The 24,685-nt window shown below is 31.9% G+C and carries 22 protein-coding genes; 12 read left to right on the top strand and 10 right to left on the bottom strand.

The window, feature by feature from the left end; genetic code table 11:
- Nucleotides 1-258: 258 nt before the first annotated feature.
- Nucleotides 259-903 carry a protein-L-isoaspartate(D-aspartate) O-methyltransferase gene (locus WC223_12070; protein ID MFA6924973.1) on the bottom strand — a complete coding sequence of 215 codons (645 nt, stop codon included), beginning with the start codon at nucleotides 901-903 and terminating at the stop codon, nucleotides 259-261.
- A gap of 93 nt (nucleotides 904-996) precedes the next feature.
- Between WC223_12070 and WC223_12065 the strand changes: the two genes are divergently transcribed.
- From WC223_12065 to WC223_12055, 3 genes are all read left to right on the top strand, one after another.
- Nucleotides 997-1,983 carry a Gfo/Idh/MocA family oxidoreductase gene (locus WC223_12065; protein MFA6924972.1) on the top strand — a complete coding sequence of 329 codons (987 nt, stop codon included), beginning with the start codon at nucleotides 997-999 and terminating at the stop codon, nucleotides 1,981-1,983.
- A gap of 83 nt (nucleotides 1,984-2,066) precedes the next feature.
- Nucleotides 2,067-2,927 (top strand): hypothetical protein, encoded by an 861-nt coding sequence (locus tag WC223_12060; protein MFA6924971.1) that lies wholly within the window; start codon nucleotides 2,067-2,069, stop codon nucleotides 2,925-2,927.
- Between the two features lie 8 nt (nucleotides 2,928-2,935).
- Nucleotides 2,936-4,351, top strand: coding sequence for a sugar transferase (locus WC223_12055; GenBank protein ID MFA6924970.1), 1,416 nt, complete (start codon nucleotides 2,936-2,938; stop codon nucleotides 4,349-4,351).
- Nucleotides 4,352-4,388: 37 nt separating this feature from the next.
- On the opposite strand, the gene WC223_12050 is transcribed toward WC223_12055, so the two are convergent.
- Both WC223_12050 and ndk read right to left on the bottom strand, forming a co-directional pair.
- Nucleotides 4,389-5,582, bottom strand: coding sequence for a pyridoxal phosphate-dependent aminotransferase (locus WC223_12050; protein MFA6924969.1), 1,194 nt, complete (start codon nucleotides 5,580-5,582; stop codon nucleotides 4,389-4,391).
- A gap of 239 nt (nucleotides 5,583-5,821) precedes the next feature.
- Entirely contained in the window at nucleotides 5,822-6,247 is a 426-nt protein-coding gene (gene ndk / locus WC223_12045; protein ID MFA6924968.1) for a nucleoside-diphosphate kinase, read from the bottom strand.
- 96 nt (nucleotides 6,248-6,343) lie between these two features.
- Between ndk and WC223_12040 the strand changes: the two genes are divergently transcribed.
- The 5 genes from WC223_12040 to WC223_12020 all read left to right on the top strand — a co-directional run bounded on the left by WC223_12040 (nucleotide 6,344) and on the right by WC223_12020 (nucleotide 10,842).
- Nucleotides 6,344-7,351 carry a DHH family phosphoesterase gene (locus tag WC223_12040; protein MFA6924967.1) on the top strand — a complete coding sequence of 336 codons (1,008 nt, stop codon included), beginning with the start codon at nucleotides 6,344-6,346 and terminating at the stop codon, nucleotides 7,349-7,351.
- Between the two features lie 153 nt (nucleotides 7,352-7,504).
- The gene (locus WC223_12035) at nucleotides 7,505-8,041 is read left to right on the top strand and encodes an FKBP-type peptidyl-prolyl cis-trans isomerase (GenBank protein ID MFA6924966.1); all 537 of its coding nucleotides are present in this window, start codon (nucleotides 7,505-7,507) and stop codon (nucleotides 8,039-8,041) included.
- Nucleotides 8,042-8,212: 171 nt separating this feature from the next.
- Nucleotides 8,213-9,148: an FKBP-type peptidyl-prolyl cis-trans isomerase gene (locus WC223_12030; protein MFA6924965.1), complete on the top strand. Its 936-nt coding sequence runs from the start codon at nucleotides 8,213-8,215 to the stop codon at nucleotides 9,146-9,148.
- A gap of 677 nt (nucleotides 9,149-9,825) precedes the next feature.
- Entirely contained in the window at nucleotides 9,826-10,323 is a 498-nt protein-coding gene (locus WC223_12025; GenBank protein ID MFA6924964.1) for a helix-turn-helix transcriptional regulator, read from the top strand.
- Between the two features lie 24 nt (nucleotides 10,324-10,347).
- A complete protein-coding gene (locus WC223_12020) occupies nucleotides 10,348-10,842 on the top strand; it encodes a metallophosphoesterase family protein (GenBank protein MFA6924963.1) in 495 nt (164 codons plus the stop codon).
- A gap of 12 nt (nucleotides 10,843-10,854) precedes the next feature.
- Here WC223_12020 and WC223_12015 read toward each other — a convergent pair whose 3' ends face one another.
- Complete coding sequence (locus WC223_12015) at nucleotides 10,855-12,099, bottom strand: aminotransferase class I/II-fold pyridoxal phosphate-dependent enzyme (GenBank protein MFA6924962.1); 1,245 nt, start codon at nucleotides 12,097-12,099, stop codon at nucleotides 10,855-10,857.
- 139 nt (nucleotides 12,100-12,238) lie between these two features.
- On the opposite strand from WC223_12015, the gene WC223_12010 reads away from it, so the two are divergent.
- The 3 genes from WC223_12010 to WC223_12000 all read left to right on the top strand — a co-directional run bounded on the left by WC223_12010 (nucleotide 12,239) and on the right by WC223_12000 (nucleotide 16,567).
- Nucleotides 12,239-13,612, top strand: coding sequence for a thioredoxin-like domain-containing protein (locus WC223_12010; protein ID MFA6924961.1), 1,374 nt, complete (start codon nucleotides 12,239-12,241; stop codon nucleotides 13,610-13,612).
- A 31-nt stretch (nucleotides 13,613-13,643) separates the two neighbouring features.
- The gene (locus WC223_12005; protein ID MFA6924960.1) at nucleotides 13,644-14,498 is read left to right on the top strand and encodes a 4-hydroxy-3-methylbut-2-enyl diphosphate reductase; all 855 of its coding nucleotides are present in this window, start codon (nucleotides 13,644-13,646) and stop codon (nucleotides 14,496-14,498) included.
- A gap of 89 nt (nucleotides 14,499-14,587) precedes the next feature.
- Complete coding sequence (locus tag WC223_12000) at nucleotides 14,588-16,567, top strand: T9SS type A sorting domain-containing protein (protein ID MFA6924959.1); 1,980 nt, start codon at nucleotides 14,588-14,590, stop codon at nucleotides 16,565-16,567.
- A 75-nt stretch (nucleotides 16,568-16,642) separates the two neighbouring features.
- Here the strand turns inward: WC223_12000 and argH are convergent, their stop codons facing one another.
- From argH to WC223_11975, 5 genes are all read right to left on the bottom strand, one after another.
- Entirely contained in the window at nucleotides 16,643-17,980 is a 1,338-nt protein-coding gene (gene argH / locus WC223_11995; GenBank protein MFA6924958.1) for an argininosuccinate lyase, read from the bottom strand.
- Nucleotides 17,981-18,040: 60 nt separating this feature from the next.
- A complete protein-coding gene (locus WC223_11990; GenBank protein MFA6924957.1) occupies nucleotides 18,041-18,694 on the bottom strand; it encodes a GNAT family N-acetyltransferase in 654 nt (217 codons plus the stop codon).
- A 12-nt stretch (nucleotides 18,695-18,706) separates the two neighbouring features.
- Nucleotides 18,707-19,201, bottom strand: a complete 495-nt coding sequence (locus WC223_11985; protein MFA6924956.1) for a hypothetical protein — start codon at nucleotides 19,199-19,201, stop codon at nucleotides 18,707-18,709.
- A 149-nt stretch (nucleotides 19,202-19,350) separates the two neighbouring features.
- A complete protein-coding gene (locus WC223_11980; GenBank protein MFA6924955.1) occupies nucleotides 19,351-20,667 on the bottom strand; it encodes an aspartate kinase in 1,317 nt (438 codons plus the stop codon).
- Nucleotides 20,668-20,807: 140 nt separating this feature from the next.
- The gene (locus WC223_11975; protein MFA6924954.1) at nucleotides 20,808-22,883 is read right to left on the bottom strand and encodes an acetate--CoA ligase family protein; all 2,076 of its coding nucleotides are present in this window, start codon (nucleotides 22,881-22,883) and stop codon (nucleotides 20,808-20,810) included.
- Between the two features lie 85 nt (nucleotides 22,884-22,968).
- Between WC223_11975 and WC223_11970 the strand changes: the two genes are divergently transcribed.
- Entirely contained in the window at nucleotides 22,969-24,132 is a 1,164-nt protein-coding gene (locus WC223_11970; protein MFA6924953.1) for a glycosyltransferase, read from the top strand.
- Nucleotides 24,133-24,147: 15 nt separating this feature from the next.
- Here the strand turns inward: WC223_11970 and WC223_11965 are convergent.
- Nucleotides 24,148-24,685, bottom strand: a 538-nt coding sequence (locus tag WC223_11965; protein ID MFA6924952.1) for an OmpA family protein, incomplete at its 5' end; no start/stop codon positions are given.

Genomic DNA, 24,685 nt, shown 5'->3' with positions numbered 1-24,685 from the left:
AATGTTGACAACTTTTAAAAAACTCTCAAAGGTTTTTTAATAAGTTATCAATGTTTCGGAATTTAGTGCTAATTTTGTAAAATATATTTAACGAAAAATGGTCAACCTATTTCAGTATAAGACATTTTTGTTAATCCTAAAATCCGTTTACTTTCATTCATTTTGTTTGAATTTTATGTAAACCTATTTTAGGACAAGACACTTTTAGAAACCAAAGTAAATTATGAAAAAAAATAAACCTCAAAGACATTACATTACCTATTTTTCCTTATCATACAAAAGCGGGACAAAGCGGAACATTCCCCATTCTTTTGTTTCATAAGTTGTTTCCGAAGTTTTTGTAACGCTTGTCATTACCTGAACATCGTTTTTGCCGACGGGAATTACAAGAATGCCACCGACTTTAAGTTGTTTTACAAGAGCTTCGGGAATAGTAGGAGCACCCGCGGTAACAATTATTTTATCAAAAGGAGCAAAAGTAGGTAACCCCTGGTAGCCATCGCCATAGAAGAAACGTGGTTCGTAACCTATAGAAGGAAGAAAAACTTTTACTTTATCAAACAATGCTTTTATTCTTTCAATTGTAAAAACTTTTGCACATAGTTCAAGTAATACACATGCCTGATATCCCGAACCGGTGCCTACTTCCATTATCTTATCTCCCTTTTTAACTTTAAGCAGCCATGTTTGAAATGCAACTGTGTATGGCTGGGAAATAGTTTGTCCGTAACCTATCGGAAAAGGATTATCCTGATATGCAAATTGCAAAAATGATGAGTCAATGAATAAATGTCTCGGAATTTTTTCAATAGCTGCTAATATTGCTTTGTCGTCAATGCCTTTGCGCTTAATTTCCTCAACAAGCTTTTTTCTAAGTCCTTTGTGTCTGTACGTATCAATCATGATTTCTTAAAAAAATCTAAAATGATTAAATGATTTGCGAAAATAAAAATAAAAAACTTACCTTTGTAAAAAATATTTTTTTATAAATGTAAGATGTTGAAAATAGGAGTGATAGGCGTTGGTCATCTGGGAAAAATTCATATTAACTGCATAAGAGAAATTGAAGGTTTCAATTTAGTGGGGTTTTACGATATTGATAAAGCAAAATCAGCCGAAGTTTCAGGGGAATTGAATTTTAAAAATTATGATTCATTTGATGAACTTCTCAATGATGTTGATGTAGTTGATGTTGTTTCGCCTACAATCTCACATTTCGAATATACTGCTAAGGCATTGAGGAAATCAAAACATGTATTTGTTGAAAAACCTTTAACCAATACTTTGGCAGAGGCAAAAGAACTTGTGAAACTAACGAAAGAAGCCGGTGTCAAGGTACAGGTTGGTCATGTCGAAAGGTTTAATCCCGCTTTTATTGCAGCAAAGCCATATTGCTTGCATCCGATGTTTATAGAAAGCCATCGTTTAGCTCAATTTAACCCGCGTGGTACTGACGTTTCGGTAATACTCGACTTGATGATTCATGATATTGATATTGTTTTGAGTGTAGTAAATTCAAATATTAAAAAAGTAAGTGTAAGTGGAGTTGCCGTCGTTAGCGAAACTCCCGACATTGCAAATGCAAGAATTGAATTTGACAATGGTTGTGTTGCAAACCTCACAGCAAGCAGAATTTCCCTTAAGAATATGCGAAAAACGAGATTCTTTCAGAGAGATGCATATATTTCAGTCGATTTTCTTGATAAAGAAACAAAAATTTTCCGCCTGAAAAATATTGAAGAAGGCATTGGTAACCCTTTTGCAATGACAATAGACCTTGGTAATGATAAAGGAAAGAAAATAATTTATTACGATTCACCTGAAATTAATCCTATAAATGCTATAAAAACCGAATTGGAAGCATTTTTGGACTGTATTGTAAAAAACACCCAACCTCAGATATCTGTCGTTGATGGATTCAAAGCACTTGAAGTTGCTCATAAAATTATTGACAAACTTAATTACAGCTTGACTTCAATTTAAATTTGTTTTTCTATACAATAATTGCAGTTTTCTTGCGTTAAAGTATATGTAGCTGAAGCAATAGAAATTATAATCAAATTATAATGAAATTATATACCCGAATTATAATTTTAGCGTTTTTTTTATTTATCGCGTTCGGCTCATGTAAAGTCATTAACCCCGCAGAAGAAACTCCTTCATACATTCATATCAATAAAATTGATTTAAATACAAATTATTCCACACAGGGCGACAGCTCAAATAATATTTCTGATGCATGGGTATATATTGATGACGATGCAATAGGGGCTTTTGAGCTTCCTGCAACAATCCCGATTCTTAATGAAGGAAATCATAAAATCGAAATTGGTCCCGGTATTAAACTTAATGGCATGGCAGGGTATCGCTCTAAATATCCGTTTTATGAATCATATATCAATTCAAATTTTAAATTAGTTAAAGATACTATAAGAGCTATTTATCCTTCGGTTCAATATATTGCAAGTGCTAAATTTGCTTTTAAGGAAGATTTTGAAAATCCGGGAACAATATTTGAAAAAACTTCACTCAGCGATACAAGTATTGTTATTGAAGACAGAGGAAATCCTACATCTAACAATAAAAAATGCGGAGCCATCCATTTAGTCGGCACAGATACTGTTTTTGAATGTAGCACAATCAACGACTATTCTTTACCAACAAACAATTCACCTGTAATGCTTGAAATAGATTATAAAAACGATAATAATTTTGAAGTGGGAATGATTGCCAATTTTACAACAAGTCAGCAATACAAAGAATCGCTGGTGACAATTCTGCCTTCAGACGAATGGAATAAAATATATATTAATCTCACAAGCTTTATAAGTGCTAACAATGCTTTGAGCTATAAAATATATTTTTATTCTCATTCTTCATCAGCAAAAAATTTATACATTGATAATATAAAACTTATTTCATTTTAGGATATTTTATGAACAAGAAGTGGCAGGTTTTTAAATATGTTTTCTTCGACATGCTGGCAACAGTGTTTGCATGGATTTTGTTTTTTGTTTACAGGAAAATTTCCATCGACCCCATTCAGATTATCGGTAAAGAGCAGATATTACTTGATGACAATCTATATCTGGGTTCTGTTTTGATGCCTTTATTCTGGCTCATGCTTTATACAATTAACGGCTCGTACAAAGAAGTATACAGAAAATCGCGATTAAAAGAATTAGAGCAAACATTATTTATATCTATAATCGGTGTACTTATAATTTTCTTCGTGGTTTTGCTTGATGATATTGTTACTTCATACAGGGGGTACTACAAGTCATTTTTCAGCTTGTTCATATTTCATTTTCTATTTACTTATACTTTCAGGTTAATTATAACATCAGTAACTGCAAGTAAAATCCAAAGAGGAATTATCGGATTCAATACTTTAATTATTGGCAGTGAAAAGAAAGCTGTTGATGTATTCCTTGAAATCAAAGGGCAAGCAAGGTCATCGGGAAATAAGTTTGTCGGTTATCTTAATGTAAACTCAACTAACGGACAGAAAATGAGAAATTATTTACCATATCTTGGTGAATTAAATAAATTAAATGAAGTAATACGGCTAAACAATATTGAAGAAGTGATAATTGCTGTTGAAAATTATGAACATGAAGATGTTGATGAAATAATTTCAAAACTTGAATATTCCAATACAGTAATAAAAATAATTCCCGATATAAGAGATATTCTGCTTGGCAGTGTGAAAATGACCGCTATTTTTGGCACACCGCTGATTGAAATAACAGGTAATTTAATGCCGCAATGGCAAAAGTCATTAAAACGACTCATTGATGTCGTTGTTTCAATTTTAGCCATGACAATACTTTCACCTGTATATTTATTTTTAGTAATAGGAGTGAAGCTTGCTTCAAAAGGTCCTGCTTTTTATTCTCATGAAAGAATAGGTTTGCACGGAAGACCTTTTATGATGCATAAATTCAGGTCGATGTACAAAGACGCAGAAAAAGAGGGTCCACAGCTCTCTTCCAGAAATGATGCACGGATAACACCGTTCGGGAAATTTTTACGAAAAGTGCGACTTGATGAAATTCCTCAGTTTTACAATGTTCTTAAAGGGGAAATGTCACTTGTAGGACCTCGCCCCGAAAGACAGTTTTACATTGAACAGTTAATTAAAAAAACTCCTCACTACAGGATATTGCATAAGGTAAAACCCGGAATAACTTCGTGGGGACAAGTAAAATTCGGCTATGCCGAAAATGTTGAACAAATGATAGAACGTCTCAAATACGATTTACTTTATATAGAAAATATGTCGCTTGCTGTTGACATAAAAATTCTTATCTATACTGTTCTTATTATTGTGCAGGGAAGAGGAAAATAAAAAGTTTTCAGTTTGGCAATTAACAATAAGTTCCTGCTTATTTCAATTTTCCCAAAGCATCTTTAATTCTTTGAACAGCTTTAATCAGCAATTCATCGGAAGTGGCATAAGAAAGACGTATGCAATTCGGGTCGCCGAAAGCATCGCCCGAAACCATTGCAACCTGTGCCTTTTCGAGCAGCCAGAAAGTTAAATCATTTGCATCTTTTATTTTTGTTGTGCCGTCTGATTTTCCGAAGTAATAACTGAAGTCGGCAAAAACATAAAATGCTCCCTGCGGAGTATTTGTTTTTATTGCAGGTATTTCTTTTAAATGACTTATAACAAGGTCTCTTCTTTTTCTGAATATTTCACGCATTTCACCGACAGCACTTTGGTCGCACGTTAACGCAGTTAATGAAGCTCGTTGGGCAATGGAACAGGCAGCAGAAGTAAATTGTCCCTGCAACTTTTCACACGCCTGTGCGAGCCATTTTGGCGCACCTATATATCCTATTCTCCAACCTGTCATCGCATAACCTTTGGAAACACCATTAATAACAATAACTCTGTCTTTTATCGAGTCAAACTGAGCAATACTTTCGTGTTTTCCAACATAATTAATATGTTCATAAATTTCATCTGAAATAACATATATGTTTTCGTGCTTTGCTATAACTTCAGCAATTGCTTTCAGTTCATCTTTTGTGTATATGAAACCTGTGGGATTACTTGGCGAACTAAAAATGAACATTTTGGTTTTTGGTGTAATTGCCGATTCAAGTTGTTTTGCAGTAATCTTAAAATCGTTTTCGAGCGAAGTTTTTATAAACACCCCTGTACCTTCAGCCAATTTTATTATTTCCCTGTAACTAACCCAATAAGGCGATGGAATGATAACTTCTTCACCAGGATTTACGAGGCACAAAACAACATTTGCTATCGAATGTTTTGCTCCTGCAGAAACAACAATCTGGTCTTGTGCAAAATCAAGATTATTTTCTTTTTTGAATTTTCGTGAAATTGCTTCTCTTAAATCTTTATATCCGGCTACGGGCGGATAATGTGTATAATTATCATCAATAGCTTTTTTAGCTCCTTGTTTTATAAGTTCGGGGGTATTGAAATCAGGCTCGCCAATGCTGAGATTAATAATGTCAAAACCTTGTGCTTTTAATTCGGCACTTTTCTTAGACATTGCCAACGTTTCTGAATCAGCAAGTACATACATTCTGTCGGATAATTTTGTCATTTTTTTAATGTTTTATTTTTTAATGCAAATTTATTATTTTTTTATAATCATGAAAAATAAATGACGCAAAGTAGCACTATATTATTTTAAGAAGTGTCTGTTCATAAAGTCGAGAGTTTGTTTCAGAATGTTCGAGTTCGAGGCTTTCGAAGTTTTAAAAATCAGGAGTTTGCTGTAGTAAATGACTGGTTTTTAAAACGAGAATAACGAAGAAATCGGACATTCTGGACAAACTCTAATTAATATTCGAAAATCTGCTCGGGTGAAAAGAAGAATTTTCCTTCCCTTTCGGCATTTTCATCGCAATCTGAACCATGGATGGCATTTGCCGTTAATGATATTCCAAATAATTTTCTTATTGTGCCGTCTTCCGCTTTTTCAGGGTCGGTGGCACCTATGAGTTCCCTGAAATCTTCAACGGCATTTTCTTTTTCAATAATCATGACAACAGTTGGCGTTGATGACATGAATTCAGTGAGATTTTCATAAAAAGGTTTTCCTTTATGAATTTCATAAAATCTTCCAGCTTCTTCCTTTGTCATTTTAACCATTCGCATTGCTCTAATTCTGAAACCAACCTGGTTTATTATTGATAGGATGTTTCCAATGTTGTTATTTCGGACTGCCATTGGTTTAACAATAGCAAATGTTCTATTTCCTGCCATTTTATATTTTTTTAAGAATTTATAATTATATTTTTTATAATTTTGGAAACGTAAATATAAATTAATTTTAATGATTTTTTTAAAATAAAAAAAATATTGGAAAAGGAAATTAAGAAAATAAAAAGTAAGCTTCATACCGCAAAAAACATTACAATTCTCTGTCACGTTCATCCTGACGGGGACGCAATAGGTTCGGCACTTGCATTGTTTCATTACTTCAAAAGCAGAGGTAAAAATGTTAATGTTATTTCCCCCAATGATTTTCATAAATTCCTCGACTGGATGCCCGAAAGCGACAAAATTTCTGTGTATTCTAAAAATAAAAACAAAAACGAAATTGAAGCAGCAATTACAAATGCAGATATTATTTTTTGTATCGACTTTAATGCATCTGACCGTATTGATGAACTTGAGCCGGTTTACCTCAAATCAAAGGCATTCAAAATACTTATTGACCATCACATTCAACCCCAAAAATTTACCGATATCACAATTTCTAATACTAATGTTTCATCGACAGCAGAATTGATTTACAATGTTATTATTAAAATTTCGGGCAGTAAAAAAAATATAACAAAAGAAATCGGCGAATGTCTTTATGTGGGAATATTGACCGATACAGGTTCATTTAGCTATTCGTGCTCTTACAAAACACATTTAATAACATCGGAACTCATTAAAGCCGGAGTCAATAATAATTATGTAAATCAATTAGTGTTTAGCAGGTATTCTGAAGATAGAGTTCGGCTTTTAGGTTATTGTCTCAGCGAAAAACTTGTTGTAATACCTGAACTAAACACAGCATACTTTACATTAACAAGAGAAGAACAGATAAAATATAAATACAGATACGGCGATACCGAGGGAATTGTAAATTATGCACTTGCTATAAATGGAATTAACCTTGCTGCAATTATAGTTGAAAGAACAGGTGAAATAAAATTTTCATTTCGTTCTAAAGGGAATTTTAATGTGAGCAAAATGGCAGTGAATCATTTTAACGGAGGCGGACATAATAATGCATCGGGAGGATTTCTTAAAACTCCATTAAACGAAGCTGTTGAGTATTTCATTAAAACTATAAAAAAATATCCTGAAATATAAACCATATTAAAAACGGGATAAAACTGCATATTTTCGTAATTGGTAATCGGTGGTTCTAATTGATTACCAGTTATTTGTTTTATGTTACTGATTAAAATAAAACATATGAATTCAAACTGTTTAAGGTATATCCATGATAAAAAAAATACAAGAGTGATAAAAGTATTTTATTTTCTGATTTTCATAATATCTATGTTATTATTCCAATTCTGTGATGATAATTCATCAAAAAACGAAAATCCCCAAAATATTGATTTATCAAAAACCAAAGAGCAGCTTGTAAAAGCAAACAATTACCTGAAAAGAACCGAAGAAAATGAAATAAACGGATACATTGAACGCCATAAATGGGAAATGCAAAAAACAAACACTGGTGTAAGGTATTTTATTTATAAAAAAGAAAAAGGGGAAAGAGCTATTTTGGGGAAAATTGTTAAATTAAATTATACGCTTGACCTCATTGACGGAACTAATTGTTATTCCTCCGGAAAAGACGGCTCTAAGATTTTTAAAATCGGTGAAGGTAAAGTTGAAGCCGGTCTTGATGAAGCAATACAGCTGCTTTGTAAAGGCGACAAGGCAAAAATAATAATACCGTCATATCTTGGCTTCGGACTATTGGGCGATAATAAAAAAATACCAAAAAGAGCAACTCTGATTTATGATGTGGAGTTGGTTGATATGAAGTAAAAACACCATGTATCCACGGATTAAAAAAATATCGAATGTCGAAGTGAAATACGAGGTATGAGTAATTCCGACGAGATTCGGGACAAGTTTAACAATCTCGTTGTAATATTTCCTTGGCGTCTTTGCGAAAAATAAAATTATTTTTTATGTTTGCGGAATAAATTTATTAATATGAGAAAAACCATTTTATCGAATTCAATCTTTTTATTTGCAGTAATGATATTTTTCAGTGCCTGCCATTTGAAGTATCCGGGATATAAAAAAACAAAAAACGGATTATATTATAAATTTATTAAAAGGAATTCAAGTGCTGTAAAGGCAAAAATAGGCGACCTTGTTGTATGTCAAATGGTATATACAACCGAGAAGGATTCGGAATTATACAGTTCTATAAAAGCGAATGTGCCAATTCACATCCAAATAATAAAACCTTTATATAAAGGCGATATTAATGAAGCTTTTGAATATATGGGACTTCACGACAGTGCTGTATTTATTGTCAGTGCCGATTCGTTTTTCTTTAAAAATGTAAAAGCAGAAAAACTGCCTTCTCCGCTTAAGTCCGGAAGTATAATGAAAATACACATCAGGATTGATTCAATTAAAACAAAAGTCGAATTTGAAAAGGAGCAGCAAATGTACACCGAAGCCCTTAAGAAACAGCTTGAAGAAATGAAAAATAATGAACCAGCTTTGTTGGATGATTATTTAAAAAGAATGAAGATAAAAGCAAAACCTAAAGAAAGTGGTTTATATTTTATTGAATTAAGAAAAGGAAAAGGTAAGAAAATTTCAGAAGGCGACTCTGTGAGATTTAATTATGCCGCTTTTTTTGTTGACGGACGCCTTTTTGATACAAATATTGAAGATACTGCAAAAAATTATAATCTTTATAGTACCAAAGTAATATATCGTCCCGTTGATTGCAAGTTTGGCACCAACAAATTTATAAAGGGCTTTGAAGAAGGACTTTCAATGATGAACATCGGAAGCAAAGCAAAACTTATAATTCCATCTAAAATAGGATATGGTGAAGAAGGCATAGAGAATAAGATTGCGCCTTATACTACGTTAATATATGAAGTTGAAGTTTTGAAAGTGTATTAAAGTATATAGAATTCATTAAACAATTTTTCTATTTATTCGGGATTATAAGTATTGAAATTCAAAAAAATAATCACTTTTTATTGGAGTGTTTGTGTTTTGGTGGCTATATTTTCCTTGCCACCAAAACACAAAATCGCCAAAACCCACAAAAGTTATACATTATACTATCTTTTATATTAATATTGTTTGAAACAAACTAAATTAAATCCTGAACATCAAGTTAACAATAAAACAAAAATAGGGTAGGACTTCATTATTTATTCAAATTCCATAAAAATTTCAAATCCAAATAACAATTTAAACAAAATAGCCTCGACTTTTATATTATATATTTATAAATAAAAAATAGATATATCCAGATACAAATTGTAAATTTCTATTGTTTATAAATGTAAATTAATTTAATAATTTTATTATATGATTGAATTTTTAATTTAACTTAAACTAATAGATGAAATTAACAATTATTAATTGTTGATATAAAATAAATTAACATGCAATTGTTAATAAGTTCAGATACTTTTGTTAATAGTGTAAATACTTATATTATTGTATTTTAATAATACTCTTTTATTTACAAATGTAATCTTAATTTAATTATAAAATATTACATGAGTGAATTGTATTTAAATACATTTGTTAATTAAAATATTATTATATTTGCAAAAAATAATTTTATGATAGAAAGAATTCAATTAATAATGAAGTCGAAAAATATAATGGCTTCAAATTTTGCTGACGAAATTGGAGTTCAAAGGTCGGCAATGTCGCATATAGTTTCGGGCAGGAATAACCCGAGTTTGGACTTCATACAGAAAGTATTGAAAAAGTACCCTGAAATAAATCCCGAATGGCTTTTATCGGGAAAAGGTGAAATGAATAAGAAAATTTTGGGATTATTTGATGCCGAAGAAATTCAAAATATTCAGAACACAATTGATGAAACTAAAACTTTAAGTAAACTCGAATTAAATACTGGTAATGAGAATTTTGAAATTTCAAAAAGCGTTGAACAAAAACCTAAAGAAACACCAAAAACAAATGTAACCCAACAATTAAAATCGCGTTCAAAAAATATAGAGCAGGAAATTCCAAAACTTGAATTAAAGAAAATAGAACGAATAATTGTTTATTATTCCGATAAAACTTTTTCGGAATTTAAAGAAATATCATAAATTGCATTTGTTTTTCATGCAAATATGAAAAGAATAGGACTTCTTTCCGACACACATTCATTCTTACACCCAAAAGTATTTGAATATTTTGCCAAATGCGATGAAATATGGCATGCAGGTGACATAGGAAACATAAAAATTGCTGATGAATTAAGCAAATTCAAACCTTTAAGAGCTGTTTATGGCAATGCTGACGGGCAGGATGTGCAGATTGTTTATCCACAGTTTCAAAGCTTTAAATGTGAGGAATGTAGGGTTTTAATGACCCATATTGGTGGTTATGCGGGGAAATATGAAACAAAAGTAAGGCAGTTACTATTAGAGAAAAGACCTAATTTACTTGTAGTTGGTCACTCTCATATATTAAAGGTTTTTTATGATAAGAAATATAATCTGCTTAATATCAATCCGGGAGCTTGTGGCAACTATGGCTTTCATTTAGTAAAAACATTTGTAAGATTCAGCATTGACTGCGAAAGAATCAAAAACCTCGAAATTATTGAGATTGAAAAGAAATAAGAATAATATTTCTTATTTACTTGTATCAGCAAATTCACTTTTTGAATACTTTCCTACTCTAAGGTTTTCCTTTATTTTTGCAAAGCAATCAATAGTATATTTAACATCTTCCAAAGTATGTGCTGCTGTTGGTATCAATCTGATTAATATTACATCTTTAGGAACAACAGGATAAACAACAATAGAGCAGAAAATTTTATAATTTTCACGTAAATCAAATATTATATTTGTTGCTTCGGGAACGCCGCCTGACAGTATTACCGGTGTTACAGGAGATTCGGTATTACCGATATTAAAACCTTTTTCTTTCAATCCTTTTTGCAAGGCATTTACTATCACCCATAATTTTTCACGCAGTTCATGTTTTGTTCTCAGAATTTCTAATCTTTTTAAAGCGCCTATTACCATTGGCATAGGAAGTGACTTTGCATATATCTGCGAACGCATATTATACTGCAAATAATGTATTATATCTTCATTGCCGGCAATAAAAGCTCCGATGCCAGCCATTGCTTTGGCAAATGTGGCAAAGTATAAATCTATTTCGTCCTGTACTCCGAGATGTTCACCTGTACCGGCTCCTGTTTTTCCCATTGTTCCAAAGCCATGAGCATCGTCAACTAATAATCTGAAATTAAATTTTTTCTTCAGTGCTGCTATTTCCTTTAATTTACCCAAATCGCCAACCATTCCGTAAACACCCTCGGTAATAAGTAGAACGCCACCGCCGGTTTGTTCAGCTAATTTTGTTGCTCGTTCTAATTGTTTTTCGCATGAGACAATATCATTATGAGCATACACAAATCGTTTACCAATGTGTAGTCGTAATCCATCAATTATACATGCGTGAGCTTCGGAATCATAAACAACAACATCTTTTCTGTCAAGCAGGTTATCAATAATTGACACCATTCCCTGATATCCGTAATTCAATAAATAAGCTTTTTGCTTTTTCACAAATGTGGCAAGTTCCTGCTCAAGCTGTTCGTGATATTTTGTCTGTCCCGACATCATTCTTGCTCCCATAGGTGCCGCCATTCCCCATTTTTCTGCTGCTTCAGCATCTGTTTTTCGTACTTCGGGATGATTGGCAAGTCCTATGTAGTTGTTCAAACTCCAAACAATCATTTCTTTTCCCCTGAAATTCATTTGATTTGAAATTTCACCTTCAAGTTTTGGAAACATAAAATAGCCATCTGCAAAGCTTGAATATTTTCCTAAATCACCTTGTTTTTTAATTTTATCGAATATATCCATGTTTTTTATAATTTTATTGCGTTAAAAAATGAAATTATATTTTTTTTGCAAAATTACAATTTTATATTTATTAATTAAATCTTGGGTTTATTAAATTATTAGAAATTTGTGAACAAGTAAAAATCATAACATAATAATAATGAAAATTAGCAATACTATAAAGCCAGCAGTTTTCGGTTTATTGTTTGTTGCCTACAGTTTGTGTGCACAAAACATATTGAAATTAAAAATCAATAATTGTCCTTTTGATAAAGTATATTTAAGTTCAATATATGGTTACGAAGTAAACAGGATAGACAGCGCATTAAAAAATAGTGATTTCTTTATTTTTAATAATTTGAATAAAATATCCACCGGGGTTTACAGAATTTCTTTTAACGATAGCGTTTTTATTGATTTTATTTATAATAATGAATCAGTTTCATTGAACTGCCGGTATCCTTTATTGATAGAAAATACCGAAATTCTTGAAAGCAGAGAAAATGCAATTTTTTTCGATTACCTGAAGAAAAAAGTAAAATTGAATCACAAAACAGACAGTTTGTTTAAAAAGTTTCACAATGGGAACGAATTTACGTTGTATCACTTAATTGACAGCCTAAATCTGAAATTTCACAAAAATACGGAAAAAATCATAAAAGAGAACCCCGGAAAATTTGCATCAAAAATATTAAAAACCATGCAAGTACCTCTTTATACAGATACCTCGGCATATAAACTCAGCTATAAGGAAAAGAATAATTTCCTGCAAACGCATTTTTTCGATAACATTGATTTTAATGATACGACTTTGCTGCATTCGGAACTTATTTATCTTTCCTGCAAAAATTATTTTGAGAAAGTAATAAATCAGATTACTTCTGAGAATTTTATTGAGAAAGCAGATATGTTGCTTTTAAAAGCAAATGAGAACACAAAGGTGTTTTGTTATATTTTGAATTTATTACTTGATGAGTTTATTGCTTCCGATTATAAAACAGTTTACATTCATTTGTTTCAAAACTATTACCTGACTAATAAAGCTTGCTATAGTGCAAAGTACGGATTGATAACGTCAGACAACGATTCGATAAAAATTGATTTTACCAAAGCGCCAAACATTATTGCAAACGATACTGCCGGAAAATCAAGAAGTTTATATGCTCTTAAAGCAAAATTAATTTTAATATTTTTCTGGTCGCCATCATGTGAAGATTGCGAGAAAGATATTCCTGCTGTTGAAACACTTTCTGAAATATATTCACAGGAAAGATTAACAATATTTTCTTTTGCATTTGAAAAAGATAAAGATTTATGGCTCAAATCGGTGAGCAAGATAAAAAGAAACTGGATTTTTGTTTCCGACCTAAAAGGCATTGAAAGCGACATTGCGCCGCTGTATAAGCTTAAAAAAACACCAACTTATGAGTTGCTTGATGAGAATAAAAACATAATATTTAAAACAACCGAAATAAAAGAAATGCTGAAAGAAATAAATCAAAGAATGGGGGAGAAGAAGAAAAATAATAATTAATAATCTTGAGCATATACGTGAAATAAAATAAATGTTAAACAAATTAAATTTAAAAGTTGAAATAGATGATAATTCGGGCTTTTGCTTTGGCGTGATTAATGCCATTGAAAAAGCCGAGGCATTTTTAAGTGACAATGAAGAACTATATTGTCTCGGGGAAATTGTACATAATGAAGAAGAAATAAAACGGCTCAATAATCAGGGAATAATCACAATTGACAAAGAAAAACTAAAAAACCTTAAAAATTCCATTGTTTTATTCAGGGCGCATGGTGAACCACCCGATAGTTATCGTATTGCAAAAGAAAACAACATTAAAGTAATTGATGCTTCATGCCCGATAATACTAAGTATTCAAAAACAAATTGTAGCTTCATATAAAAACAATGAACAAATTTATATTTATGGCAAGAAAAATCATCCCGAAATAGCAGGATTAATAGGACAAATTGACAACAATGCCGTTGTGTTTGAAAAAATAAATGATTTGAATCTGAAGGAACTTCCTGAAAAAATTACTCTTTACAGCCAGACAACTATGTCGCTTAGTAAGTTTTACGAAATTGTTGAGCAGATTAAAAAAAATGGTATAGAAATAAAAGTTAAAGATACTATATGCAGACAGGTGGCTGGCAGGGAAGAGAAACTGAAAAGGTTTTGTGAAAATTATAATGTTGTGATTTTTGTTGCCGGCAAACATTCTTCTAATGGCAGGGTTTTGTTTGATGTTTGCAAAAATGCTAATCCCAACACATATTTTGTCAGCTCCGATAAAGAAATAAAAAAACAATGGTTTAAACCCGATGAAAGTATTGGTATTTGCGGTGCTACTTCCACGCCAATGTGGCTGATGAATAAAGTTAAAGAAAAATTATTGCTTTTTTAAAACTTTGCCTTTAAATAAACTTTGTTATATTTTTTAAGGGTGAAAATATTTTTATGTGTATAATTACATTATAAATAAAAATAAAATCTATGAGAATAGAAAAAATATTGTTAGTTGTTTTGTTATTAACAGCAATTAGCGTAAACGCACAAAAAATTCCTCAAAATAAATTGAATGCTTTTTTTAAAGAAGCATACAAAAAAATAAATGAAAACAAAAATGTTCCTCAAAACATTAATAATGCTTCATTGCCAAATGCGATACAAACGGGAGTTTTTCAGAATATAAACAAATTTAAAAATATAAAGCCAATTAATAAAAGCAACTCAAGATTTGACACATTATTTATCGGGTTAATTCCCAACGATTCATTAATAGTTACAGGAACTTTCTTTCACGACGGACCTGTTTTTGTTATTGGCAATGGCATTCTTCGTTTTAAACATGCAAATGCAACAATACTCGGTGATTTATGTGTATGGGGCGATAACGCATTGGTAACTGCCGATTCGTCAACTTTGTATTTTCCTCAGCAGTATTTTTATCAGCGTTCATTGATTATAGCAGGGAAGGGAAAGGTCATATACAGAAATACAACACTCGACCACAGCGGACTTTCACACAATTTAGTGCTTACGGATTCAGCAAAAATGGAAATGCACAATGTTACCAACATCGGCTTTACTACATGCGGAGTGTACAAGAACCCCGAATTATATATTGACGGAATCAACGAAGCAGGTGAGTTTATTATTACCGATAAGGCAAAGCTTACTTTTAAAAATGCTCACACAATACTTCTCTGGCATCATTTTCCGAAAATAAGTGTGGTGAATTATTATTTTCCGAAAGGAGATACTGTTTATTCGTATGTTTTTAATAGCACCACGCCGGGAATCAGCGGAATTGACTATAGCATTGATGTGGACACAAGTTATGCAATCATGTGGGGAATGATGCCTACAACCGGCTCTGACATTACCATTTCAGATTCGAAAATCAGAGCAATAGGACTTTGGTTTGAAGGGAGTGATTCTCTTGATGTAAATGGATTGGTTGATAATTCTACTTATACGAATTTTGTTGCCAACTTATCCGATAGAAATCTGCATTTGATTAATTCGAGTGTTCAAACGTGGAGCTTATATCCTATGGGCAACACAAAACTAAATGTAACAGGATGCATCCTCGGTGAAGTTGGCACCGAAAATCATTCGCAATTGCAATCGTCGAACATTTTCGTTGATGGTTCAGGAGGTTATTGGTGGGCAACAGATACGACATTTATGCTTGCGGGATATTCAACGGCAGTTAATGCTATAAGAAGTTCACGCAATTCTATCTTTCTTTTTGCATATTCAACTTTAAGTTCGGGAGTTGCTTCTTCTTTGGACAATTCAATTCTTATGATTTTACAAAGTCAGCTCCCAGAAGAACCTCAGATTCTTGATGCTTCATGTGCATGGTTAGCATATATCGGGAAACCATCATCTTCATTTGTTGATACTATTGTTCCCATACATGGTTCCGCATGGATTGACAAAACTCCTGTGAGTTTGCTCATGGATTTTAATTATTATAGTTTGTATTATCAGAAAAATGGTGATATGACATGGCTTCCGATTGTTGAAAAAGTAAAAACCGAAAAACGCGATGAGGTTCTTGCAAACTGGAACACCTACGGTTTAACTTCCGGAGCATATAATTTAAAACTTATTTTATGCGACAATACGGTTGATAGTAATAAGATTGAAGCAGTAAAATCAATTAATTTATTACCGGGATTTTTATCCGTTAAAGAAAATAATAATAATATTTTTAACTGCACGATATTTCCAAATCCACTAACCAATAGGGCAGAAGCGAGTTTTTATTTAAATAAAAAATCAAATATGTCTTTTTCCGTAGTTGATGTTTTGGGTAAAATAGCTTTTGAAAAAACATACAGCTTTGAAAAAGGAACCAACACAATAGAAATTGATGGCAGCAAATTGTCAAAAGGTCTTTACTACTGTATTATGAAAACTGAAAATTATTGCGAAGTGAAGAAAATAATAATAATTTCATGAGCAATTTTAAAACAAATCTCTTCAAAATTGAACTTTGGTAAATAAATAGTGCGATTAGGTGCCAATAATTATAAACTATAACGGTGCCAATAATTTTTTTATTGCATCATCAGCATTTCCAAAATCAAAAGAAGTAATTGCTTTTTGCATTTTTTGTTTGATTTGTGCATTACACAAATTACCGATGCTGCCTTCATGAGTATGTTTTATTTTTTTGTTGGGTTTGAATTTTCCCTCATAAATTAATTTGCTTACTTCAATGTATGCTTCACGGAATGGCTTACCTTTTGCAACCTTCCTGTTTATTTCTTCTACACTGAAAATAAAATTGTATTTTTCGTCATCAATAATATTTTTATTTACAACTATTTTATTCATTACAAAATCTGTTATAAACAAACATGATTTTATTTCCGAAAAAGCAGGTATAAATATTTCTTTTATTAACTGAAAATCCCTATGGTAGCCGGAAGGAAGATTTGAAGTTATTAGCAAAATCTCATTCGGTAACGATTGAAGTTTATTACATTTTGCACGCAACAATTCAAGTACATCCGGATTTTTTTTATGCGGCATAATACTTGAACCGGTTGTAAATTCATCGGGTATTGAAATAAATCCGAAATTCTGATTCATGAACAAACAAGCATCCATTGTCATTTTCGATAATGTGGCAGCAACCGATGAAATTGCATAAGCAATTATCTTTTCAACTTTTCCCCTGCTCATTTGTGCATAAACAGAATTGTAATTTAATGATTCGAATCCAAGCAAATCGGTTGTCATCTGACGATTTACAGGTAAAGAAGAACCATAACCGGCAGCAGAACCAAGCGGATTCTGATTGTTTATTTTATATGCGGCATTAATTAAAACCAAATCATCAACCAAACTTTCGGCATAAGCACCAAACCATAAACCAAAAGATGATGGCATTGCTGCCTGAAAATGAGTATAACCCGGAATAATAATATTTTTATTTTTTTCACTTTGGTTTATTAAAGTAGAAAAAAGTTCATGTATTAATTCAACTATTTCTTTAAGCTCATTTCGTGCAAAAAGCCGTAAATCAACAAGAATCTGGTCATTCCTTGAACGGGCGGTATGAATTTTTTTACCCGTATCACCCAATTTTTTTGTGAGTAAAATTTCTATTTGCGAATGAACATCTTCTATACCCTGTGCAATTTTAAATTTATTGTTTTTAATTTCAGAATAAATTTTCAGAAGTTCATTAGTTAAAAGAGTTAAATCTTTTTTATTCAACAAACCAACTTTTTCAAGCATTTTAATATGAGCAAGTGAGCCAATAACATCATATTCCGCAATGAGTAAATCCAGTTCGGAATCTTTACCGATTGTGAATTTTTCAATTGTTTTATTTAATTCAGTTTCTTTTTGCCAGAGTTTCATACTATATTTTTTACTGTTTTATAATAAATGTTGCGTGTATCCGAATTCGTTATTTATATTCTAATCATGCTTGTTTTTATTTTGCAGGAGCATGTTTATTTTAAACCTCATCCAACGTTCATAAAGTTTTATGTTTTTTATGAAATTATTTTCTTTGTTGTCATTTTTATTTTTTAATTCTACGGCAGGGTCGAAAATCATTGCGGTACAGAGGCAATTTTCCCATTGCTTTCCGGTAAGAACATCGTAATTTGTGCAACTTTCGCAACCTTTCCAGAACTGATAATCTTTTGTCAACTCGGAATAAGTAACAGGTTTATATCCTAATTCGGAGTTGATTTTCATAACAGCCAAGCCCGTTGCAAGTCCGAATATTTTTGCATTCGGATATTTTTCTAACGAAAGATTGAAAATTTTCTTTTTAATCATTTTTGCCAAACCGCTTTTTCTGAATTCGGGAGCAACTATCAATCCTGAATTTGCAACATATAATTCATTGCTGAATGTTTCTATGTAACAAAAACCAGCCCATTGTCTACGTTCGTTTGTGGCAATTACTGCCATATTCCGTTTCATTTTTTCTATTAAATATTCAGGAGTTCGTTTTGCTATTCCCGCTCCTTTAACTTTCGAAGAATCCTCCATACACTTGCTTATTATTTCTGCAAAATGCAAGTGCTTGTCGGTTGCAACCTGAATAATAAATTTTTCCATCTCTGACAAATATTAATAACTTTTGATAGCTGGTATTATTTCTTTTAAATTTGGTTCTTTTGTTATAAGGCGGTTCACAAAATCCAGCCTGCTTGCGCCCTCTCTTAAAATAAGCATTAATGTGTCATCTCCTGCTACGCTTCCGATAATTTCATAAAAATTATAACCATCAAGAGTTGACGCAACTCCATTTGCATAGCCTGGAAATGTTCTGATTACAACAATGTTATTTGAAAACTCCATCGAAGTGATTTTATCCAACGGAATATTTTTTTCCACCCTAACTCCTTCGGTTTTATTAATAAATTCGGGCAGAACAAGACGATATTCACCAATTACATCTGCTATTTTAGCTACTTTGAGAAACTTCAAATCTCTAGAAAGGGTTGCCTGCGTGTAATAAAAGCCCAATTCTTTCAGCTTCTTCTGAAGAGTATCCTGATTGTTTACTTTTTCAGTTTCCAGAATTTTTCTTATCGCAATTAACCTATTAGTTTTTGATTCCATAAATTAAGTATATTTATTCAAATGAACTGCAAAAATATACATAATTTGCATAAAAACAAAATAATTATTCATCGTTTTTATTAACCGATATTAACAAAATAAATTCTTAAGAAAATAAATTGAGTGGAAATAAAACCTAATGAACATCTCTAAAATATTTTATTTAAAGAATTTAAAACATCACTTTTAAGTTTAGTGTCTATAAGCAATGTGATATTGTTTTCGCTGCCTCCATAAGATATCATTCGCAAGGGAATATTTTTCAATGCATTGAAAATTTGTAGTGCGGCTCCTGACTTTTCTGCAATAAAATCACCAACTATGCAGACAATTGTTTGGTTGTCGTTAACTTCAACATTACCGAGTATCTGAAGTTCATTAATTATTTCTTTTAAATTTTTATCATCATCAATAGTAAGTGATACGGCAACCTCAGAAGTTGTAATCATATCAATAGGAGTTTTATATCTTTCGAATATTTCAAAAACCTTTCTCAGAAAACCATAAGCAAGAAACATTCTGCTTGAAATAATTTTTATGGCAATAATTCCATCTTTTGCAGCGACTGCTTTCACATGACTTCCGTCAATTTTAATTTTTCTTTCATGAATTAATGTTCCCTTTGCCTCAGGTTTCATAGTATTTAAAAGCCGCACCGGAATTTTTTTTTCTTTTGCAGGCAGAACGCTTGAAGGATGCAAAATTTTTGCTCCAAAATATGCCAACTCTGCAGCTTCATCAAATGATAGTTCGTCAATAGGTTTTGTATTTGAAACATAACGCGGGTCGTTGTTATGAATACCGTCAATGTCTGTCCATATCTGAATTTCTTCGCAGTTGATTGTAGCACCAATCAACGAAGCAGAATAATCACTACCTCCTCTTTTCAGATTGTCAATTTCATTTTCGGGATTTCTGCAAATAAAACCCTGCGTAATAAACAGCTTAACATCAGTATATTTTGACAGTTGTTTATTAAGATTGGTTTCTATAAAATTCGTATCGGGTTCTCCGTCATTTTTAATTTTCATAAAATCAAGTGCAGACAATAATATATGCGGAATTCCGATTTCATTCAGATATATTGAAAACAAACCTGTTGATATTAATTCACCTTGTGCAAGAATTATCTTTTCTTCTTTAACAGAAAATTCACCTGATGAAAACTTTTTAATTTCACTAAAAATATTTTTTATTAATCCCAACCCCTTTTGTTTATGGGTTTCGGCAGAAAATAATTCATCAATAAATTTTACATATTTCTTTTCGAGTTCATCAATAATTTTCGTTGAGCTTTCTTTTTTGTTTTTCAATAAACTACAGGATGCATCAACCAATGCATTAGTAGTTCCCGAAACTGCCGACAATACAACAACACAAGGCAATTCGTTTTTAATCAATACTGCAACATCACGCATTCTTTGCGGAGTTCCAACTGATGTGCCACCAAATTTTAAAACTTTCATCTTATGATTATTTATAAAAAAAGCAAAGTTATAAAATATTAAAATATGTTTAAATAGAAAAAAGATGTTTTACCACAAATGGAAAAATAAAATTCAAATTTATTTCCCGCAGATACTGCAGATTTTTCGCAAAATAAACTTTAAACATTAAACTTTAAACTTTTTTTAATATTTATCCTTGCATCAACTGCAACAATTTTTTTACCAGTGCCAAGCAAAGGATTCAAATCCATTTCGGTGATTTCGGGAGCGGCTTTTACCAGTGCCGACAAGCGAACTATTATTTCTGCAAAAACATTTTCATCAACTCCTTCTTTTCCTCTTGCACCCTGAATAATTTTATATGATTTTAATTTCCTTATCATTTTCAATGCTTCATTTTTTGAAAGTGGGGACAAGCCGGAAGAAACGTCTTTCAATACTTCGATAAAAATTCCTCCAAGCCCGCATAAAATTAAATGTCCGAATTTATCTTCAAATTTCGCTCCGGCAAATAATTCGATACCCGACAACATTGGTTGAATTAAAATTGCTGTGGTATCTTTAATTTTGAGCATTCTGTCAAATTCTTTTTCAAGAGTTGTGGAATCTTCAATGTTAAGGGCAACTCCATCCACTTCGGATTTATGAATTGGTCCGACAACTTTCATCACAACAGGATAACCCAGATGAGCAGCAGCACTTATGGCTCCGTCTTTTGTTTTTGCAACAGCTTCACATGCTCTGGGAATTCCGGCAGCATCAAGTAAATTTTGCACATCCGATGGACTCAGATAACCATCATTTGCATTATTAATAATTGAACGGATTTTTTTTGTATCAATTGAAGGCAAATCATTTTTTTCGGATGCTGGCTTGGTTGCGTTATATACTTTCACCAAAGCATTACCAAAAACCACTTCGTCCGGAAAGTTTATTCCGCCTTCTGAAATAAAATATTCAATTTCCTTTTTTGCATTTACTATTGAAGGAAGTACGGGATATATCGGCTTTTTACAAGTTCGCATTTTGTCAAGCAAAACTTTGTAAACATCATAAACTTCAAACAACCCTGGACTACCGAAAATAACAACCATTGCATCAATATTGCTGAATTTATTTTCAACATAATCAATTATAGTTCCCAATTGTTCGGCGTTTCCCGTTGCCAGAAAATCAATGGGGTTTGCAACCGATGAACCAGGACTTAATTTTGTTAAAAGTTCACTTGCATCTTTACCTTCGATATGCGGAATTTCCAATCCTCCGTTTGAAAGAGCATCTGTAAGCATAACTGCCGGTCCGCCTGCATGAGTTATTATTGCAATGTTTTTCCCTTGAAGTTCTTTATGCATAAATAAAGATGCTACCGTAGTAAGTTCATCTCTGCCATAACATCTTACTATTCCTGCTTTTCTGAACAAAGCATCAACCGCAACATCGGAACTTGCCAAAGCCCCGGTATGCGAAGATGCCGCCCTGCTGCCTGCTTCCGACGAGCCCGCTTTTATTGCCGCAATTCTGCATCCTTTGCGAACCAATGACGATGCGTGTTTTAAAAGCATATCGGGCTTTTTAATAGTTTCGATATATAACAACTTTACTTTCGAACTTGTTGCGGTATCAAAGCTTTCATCAAGGTATTTTAAAATTTCTTCAACTCCCATTTGTGAACTATTTCCGACAGAATAAACACTTGCAAAGCTTAACCCTTTTGGAATACCCGCTTCCATAATAAATACAGCAGTAGCACCCGAACCGGAAATAAAATCACAACCTTTTGGAGAAAGTTTTGGAATTGGAGTAGTGAAAACTCCGTTGTAATTGGAATTTAAAAAGCCAATGCAATTAGGACCTATTAAACATCCACCAACACTATTTATTGTTTTAACAATTTTTTCTTCAAGCAATCTTCCTTCTTCGTTTTCTTCACTAAATCCAGCGGAGAGAATGATATAAGCTTTTGTATTTTTATTTTTTGCAAGATGCTCAACCATATCGGGAATGAATTTGCAACCAACTGCAATAATTGCCAAATCAACGTCAGGAAGCTCAGATGTATTTTTATAGCAATTCAAACCTTGTACATTATTTTCTTTAGGATTTACAACATACAAGTCACCTTTGAATTTCCCGTCAATAATATTTTTTAATACCTTACCTCCGGGTTTGGAAATGTCATTTGAACCACCTATTATTACAATACTTTTAGGATTTATCAGTTGTTCGTTTACCATAATTATTTGTTTTTTTTAATCTTGTTAAAATTATAAAAAATAAATTATAAAAAAATAATTAAATTTGTAAATAAATTTTCACTGAATGATTATTATTTTCGGCATATCAGTTTTTCTAATATTATATTCATATCTGATTTTCCCATTCATATTAATATTACTTTCAATAAACCGAAAGCCGAATTCAGTTATTTATAATAATGACGACGAATTACCTCTTGTTTCAATAATTATTTCAGCATTTAACGAAGAAAAAGTTATTGAAGAAAAAATTAAAACAACATTTAACACAACTTATCCGCAGGAAAAAATTCAGGTAATCATTGGTTCCGATGCTTCAACCGATGATACTAATAAAATAGTGAAAGGCATTACACAGGTATCCAAACAGGTTATTTTTCTTGAATTTCCTAAACGCAGGGGGAAATCAATTGTTGTCAACGAGCTTGTTGAGCATGCAAGCGGTGAAGTTTTAATTCTTACTGATGCAAATGTTTTTTTTGAAAAAGAAACAATTTTTGAAATGATTAAACATTTCAAAAATCAGGAAATAGGTTTGGTGGATACGAACATGAAAAAATGCAATCTGAAAAAAGAAGGCATTTCACTTCAGGAAAAAACATATATAAATATTGAAGTAAGTATTAAAAACAAAGAAAGTTTGATTTGGGGAACGATGATGGGACCATTCGGCGGATGTTTTGCGTTAAGAAAAAATCTGTTCTGTCCTGTTCCCGAAAATAATCTTGTTGACGATTTTTATATAAACATGAAAATTCTTGAAAAAGGAAAGAAAGCTATAAATGAAATGGCATCAATTGTCCACGAAGATGTGTCAAATGATTTGAATGAAGAAATAAGGAGAAAAAAGAGAATAGCTGCAGGGAACTTTCAAAATCTTATACATTTTAAATATCTCATATTTTCGCACATTGCAGGTTTATCTTTTTGTTTTATTTCACACAAAATAATACGATGGTTTGTTCCTTTTTTACTGATATTTGCGTTTATCAGCAATTCATTTCTCGTATCGGTGAATACATTTTTCAAAATAACTTTTGTTCTCCAATTTCTGTTAATAATAATTCCATTATTTGATTTTCTTCTGAAGAAAACAAAAATACACATCGCTGCATTTCGTTTTATTACACATTTTTATTTTATGAATCTCGCATTAATGCTTGGTTTTTTTAAATATGCAGGAGGAATAAAATCAGGAATTTGGCAACCTACAAGAAGAAATCAGTAGTTGCAGTTTAAACTTTTATTCACTTAAAACATTCACTTCTGTTCTTCTGTTTTTTTGTCGTCCTTCATCGGTGGCATTATCGTCAACAGGTTGAGTGTCGCCGTATCCTTTTGCCGTAACTCTTTTTGCGGGTATTCCGTTTTTAATTAAATAATCTCTCACCGAGTTTGCCCGCTCCTGCGATAGTTTCATATTGGATTCGGGATTGCCAACATTGTCAGTATGTCCATCAATTTCAATCACCATAGTATTTTTTATTTTCAAGAGTTCAAGCAAATCATCTAATGTTTTAAATGATTCTTTTTTAAGTGTTGCTTTTGCAAAATCAAATAAAACATTGTTTAAAACAAAAGTTTTAGGAGGGTCGAATTTTAAAGTCAAAGTTGTAGTAATAAGTCCTCCGTCTTTTGAAGGAATTTCAATTACATCATATTCCTTATTATCAGTAAAACTTTTTATTTTTACATTATATTTATATCCTTTTGGAATCAGAATTGAAAACTTGCCGTCTTTATCGGAAATTCCCGTGATATTTTTTTTTGTGCTCTGATTT

The organism is Bacteroidales bacterium, assembly GCA_041671145.1.
GTDB lineage: Bacteria > Bacteroidota > Bacteroidia > Bacteroidales > JAHJDW01 > JAQUPB01.
The sequence above is the reverse complement of the archived record's forward strand: the minus strand, read 5'-3'. Positions and strand labels throughout refer to the sequence as shown.

Excerpts from the sequence above, each read along its gene's own strand:
- WC223_12070 (MFA6924973.1), bottom strand. The coding sequence starts at position 903 with ATGATTGATACGTACAGACACAAAGGACTTAGAAAAAAGCTTGTTGAG.
- WC223_12065 (MFA6924972.1), top strand. The coding sequence starts at position 997 with ATGTTGAAAATAGGAGTGATAGGCGTTGGTCATCTGGGAAAAATTCAT.
- WC223_12060 (MFA6924971.1), top strand. The coding sequence starts at position 2,067 with ATGAAATTATATACCCGAATTATAATTTTAGCGTTTTTTTTATTTATC.
- WC223_12055 (MFA6924970.1), top strand. The coding sequence starts at position 2,936 with ATGAACAAGAAGTGGCAGGTTTTTAAATATGTTTTCTTCGACATGCTG.
- WC223_12050 (MFA6924969.1), bottom strand. The coding sequence starts at position 5,582 with ATGACAAAATTATCCGACAGAATGTATGTACTTGCTGATTCAGAAACG.
- ndk (MFA6924968.1), bottom strand. The coding sequence starts at position 6,247 with ATGGCAGGAAATAGAACATTTGCTATTGTTAAACCAATGGCAGTCCGA.
- WC223_12030 (MFA6924965.1), top strand. The coding sequence starts at position 8,213 with ATGAGAAAAACCATTTTATCGAATTCAATCTTTTTATTTGCAGTAATG.
- WC223_12025 (MFA6924964.1), top strand. The coding sequence starts at position 9,826 with ATGATAGAAAGAATTCAATTAATAATGAAGTCGAAAAATATAATGGCT.
- WC223_12020 (MFA6924963.1), top strand. The coding sequence starts at position 10,348 with ATGAAAAGAATAGGACTTCTTTCCGACACACATTCATTCTTACACCCA.
- WC223_12015 (MFA6924962.1), bottom strand. The coding sequence starts at position 12,099 with ATGGATATATTCGATAAAATTAAAAAACAAGGTGATTTAGGAAAATAT.
- WC223_12010 (MFA6924961.1), top strand. The coding sequence starts at position 12,239 with ATGAAAATTAGCAATACTATAAAGCCAGCAGTTTTCGGTTTATTGTTT.
- WC223_12005 (MFA6924960.1), top strand. The coding sequence starts at position 13,644 with ATGTTAAACAAATTAAATTTAAAAGTTGAAATAGATGATAATTCGGGC.
- WC223_12000 (MFA6924959.1), top strand. The coding sequence starts at position 14,588 with ATGAGAATAGAAAAAATATTGTTAGTTGTTTTGTTATTAACAGCAATT.
- argH (MFA6924958.1), bottom strand. The coding sequence starts at position 17,980 with ATGAAACTCTGGCAAAAAGAAACTGAATTAAATAAAACAATTGAAAAA.
- WC223_11990 (MFA6924957.1), bottom strand. The coding sequence starts at position 18,694 with ATGGAAAAATTTATTATTCAGGTTGCAACCGACAAGCACTTGCATTTT.
- WC223_11985 (MFA6924956.1), bottom strand. The coding sequence starts at position 19,201 with ATGGAATCAAAAACTAATAGGTTAATTGCGATAAGAAAAATTCTGGAA.
- WC223_11980 (MFA6924955.1), bottom strand. The coding sequence starts at position 20,667 with ATGAAAGTTTTAAAATTTGGTGGCACATCAGTTGGAACTCCGCAAAGA.
- WC223_11975 (MFA6924954.1), bottom strand. The coding sequence starts at position 22,883 with ATGGTAAACGAACAACTGATAAATCCTAAAAGTATTGTAATAATAGGT.
- WC223_11970 (MFA6924953.1), top strand. The coding sequence starts at position 22,969 with ATGATTATTATTTTCGGCATATCAGTTTTTCTAATATTATATTCATAT.